This is a genomic window from Microbacterium sp. Bi128, from assembly GCF_918698205.1.
In genome coordinates this window covers 1-2,845 of record NZ_CAKKMM010000622.1, presented here as the reverse complement: position 1 = coordinate 2,845, position 2,845 = coordinate 1, and the positions used below count along the sequence as shown (strand labels likewise).

The 2,845-nt window shown below is 65.2% G+C and carries 3 protein-coding genes and 1 pseudogene; all 4 read left to right on the top strand.

Going from position 1 to position 2,845, the window contains the following annotated elements; all coding sequences use genetic code 11:
* A partial coding sequence (locus LQV45_RS23900; protein WP_230009117.1) for a tryptophan 2,3-dioxygenase occupies nt 1-577 on the top strand: 577 nt, incomplete at its 5' end.
* Entirely contained in the window at nt 574-1,923 is a 1,350-nt protein-coding gene (locus tag LQV45_RS23895; protein ID WP_230009116.1) for a kynureninase, read from the top strand. The genes LQV45_RS23900 and LQV45_RS23895, both read left to right, overlap by 4 nt.
* A 138-nt stretch (nt 1,924-2,061) precedes the next feature.
* The gene (gene rpsO, locus LQV45_RS23890; RefSeq protein WP_018774485.1) at nt 2,062-2,331 is read left to right on the top strand and encodes a 30S ribosomal protein S15; all 270 of its coding nucleotides are present in this window, start codon (nt 2,062-2,064) and stop codon (nt 2,329-2,331) included.
* A 248-nt stretch (nt 2,332-2,579) separates the two neighbouring features.
* Nucleotides 2,580-2,845 (top strand): annotated as a pseudogene (locus LQV45_RS23885) (polyribonucleotide nucleotidyltransferase); the annotation flags it as partial.

The following is a 2,845-nucleotide window of genomic DNA, read 5'->3' as shown; positions in this document are numbered from 1 at the left end:
CATTCAGAAGACACTCACCGAGCAATGGTCCGTGCTGGCCACCCTGACGCCCACCGAGTACTCCCAGTTCCGCGGCTTCCTCGGCAACTCTTCCGGATTCCAGTCCAGCCAGTACCGTGCGGTGGAGTTCCTCCTCGGCAACAAGAACGCCAAGATGCTTCCGGTGTTCGAATCGGACCCCGAGGCCCACGAGATGCTGCGCGAACTGCTCGAAGCCCCCAGCATCTACGACGATTTCCTCGCCTATCTCAAGCGCCAGGGCTTCGACGTCCCTGCCTCCCTGCTGGAGCGCGACGTCACCAAGGCCCACGAGTTCTGCCCCGAACTGGTCCCGGTGTTCAAGTACATCTACGAGAACGCCGCCGACAACTGGGGCGCATACGAGGCCTGCGAGGAACTTGTGGACCTTGAGGACAACTTCCAGCTGTGGCGTTTCCGCCACCTGCGCACCGTCCAGCGGACCATCGGCATGAAGGCCGGCACCGGCGGATCCAGCGGCGCCGCGTTCCTGCAGAAGGCCCTCGAACTGACCTTCTTCCCCGAGCTCTTCGCCGTGCGGACGGAGATCGGCCAGTGAGCATCTCCGCCAACACCGACGCGCCGGACAGCCTGTGGCAGCGCGCCCTCGACCTCGACGCCGCGGATCCGCTGGCCGGCTACCGCGACCACTTCGTCGGCACGGACACGGACCTGTCCTACCTTGACGGCAACTCCCTGGGCCGTCCGCTCAAGCGGACCGTCACCGACATCAGCAACTTCATCCAGGACAGCTGGGGCGGCCGCCTGATCCGGGGCTGGGACGAGGAATGGCTCGAACTGCCCCAGAAGATCGGCGACCAGCTCGGCCGCGCCGTGCGCGGCGCGGCGCCAGGGCAGACGATCATTGCCGATTCCACCACCGTGGTGCTGTACAAGCTCACCCGCGCCGCGCTGGCAGCCGTCACCGATCCGGCCCGGACCGAGATCGTCCTGGACACGGATAATTTCCCCACCGACCGCTACCTGGTGGAGGGAATCGCCCGTGAAGAAGGCCTGACCCTGCGCTGGATCGACGCCGATCCCGCCTCCGGCGTCACCGTCGAGCAGGTGCGCGACGCCACCGGCCCGGCCACCGCCGTCGTGGTCCTGAGCCAGATCGCCTACCGCTCCGGCTTCCTCGCGGACCTGCCGGGCATCACCGCGGCAATCCACGACGCCGGCGCCCTGGTGGTGTGGGACCTGTGCCACTCCGCCGGGTCTGTGGAGATCGCTTTGGACGACGCCGACGTCGACTTCGCGGCAGGCTGCACCTACAAATATCTGAACGGGGGACCGGGCTCGCCCGCGTTCGCCTACATCAACGCACGGCACCTGGCCGGGCTGCAGCAGCCCATCTGGGGCTGGATGGGGCGCAAGGACGCGTTCGAAATGGGTCCCGGCTACGAGGCCGCCCCCGGCATCCGCGGCTTCCTTAGCGGCACTCCGGCGATCTTCGGGATGCTCGCCATGCGCGGCACCCTGGACCTGATCGAGGAAGCGGGGATGGCGTCACTGCGGGAGAAGTCACGGGTGCTGACCGCTTATGCCCTCGAACTTTACGACGCCTGGCTGGCGCCGGCCGGCGTGCAGCTGTCCACCCCGCGGGCGGCGGAACTGCGCGGCAGCCACGTGACGATCGACCACCCGGCCTTCCGGGAAATGACGGCCACATTGTGGGACCAGGACGTGATTCCCGATTTCCGCGCCCCGCAGGGCATCAGGATCGGGCTGTCGCCGCTCAGCACATCCTTCGCGGAGCTTTACCGGGGTGTCGCCGCTATTCGCGAACTGCTCGCAGCCCAGGAAAGTGGAAAACCGCAACCGCCGCAGGCAGCTGGCGCGCCGGCAGAGTCGGCGGCCGCGCCCGGCGGTTTCGACAAGACCGCGGACGTGCCACTAAACTGAACGTTGGATCCGGCTGCAGTCCGTGGCGGCTGGCTCCTGTTGTGTACGGAATGCCCGGCTTCGGCGGGGGATTCCGGGACGGCACCCCCGGCAGTGAATTACTGATTCGGGCCTCACGGCACATCTCTAGGAGTTATTGTGGCACTTGAAGCCGCTGTAAAGCAGTCCATCATCAAGGATTTCGCAACGTCCGAGGGCGACACCGGTTCGCCGGAGGTCCAGGTTGCAGTCCTGACTCAGCGGATCAAGGATCTCACTGAGCACATGAAGGAGCACAAGCACGATTACCACACCCAGCGCGGTCTGCTGGCCATGGTTGGTCGTCGCAAGCGCATGCTCACCTACCTCAAGAACACTGACATCACACGCTACCGTAAGCTCATCGAGCGCCTCGGCCTGCGTCGCTAGTCAGCTTTAAGGGGCGGCCCCTTCCGGACCGGAAAGGGCCGCCTTCTTCAGGAAAAAAACTAAACAGGAGGATCAACCGCATCACGCATTCGCGGTCCTCGGTAGTGATCCCCGGGAACGGCCTCAAAGAATGAGGCCCGGCCCGTGGGTCTCGATCGATGACCGGGTGCAGTGCAGGCCAGTAGACAGATGCTGGGCTGGGTTGATGCGGCTGGGCTCCGTGAACCAAGACACGGAGGTGACTCTCTATGGAGGGTCCCGAAATCCAGTTCTCAGAAGCAATCATTGACAATGGCCGCTTCGGCAAGCGTGTAATCCGCTTTGAAACCGGCCGCCTTGCCAAGCAGGCAGCCGGCGCAGCGATGGTCTACATCGATGAAGAGACCGCGCTGCTGTCCGCAACCACCGCCGGCAAGCACCCGCGTGAAGGTTTCGACTTCTTCCCGCTGACCGTCGACGTCGAAGAGCGTATGTACGCCGCCGGCCGCATCCCGGGCTCGTTCTTCCGCCGCGA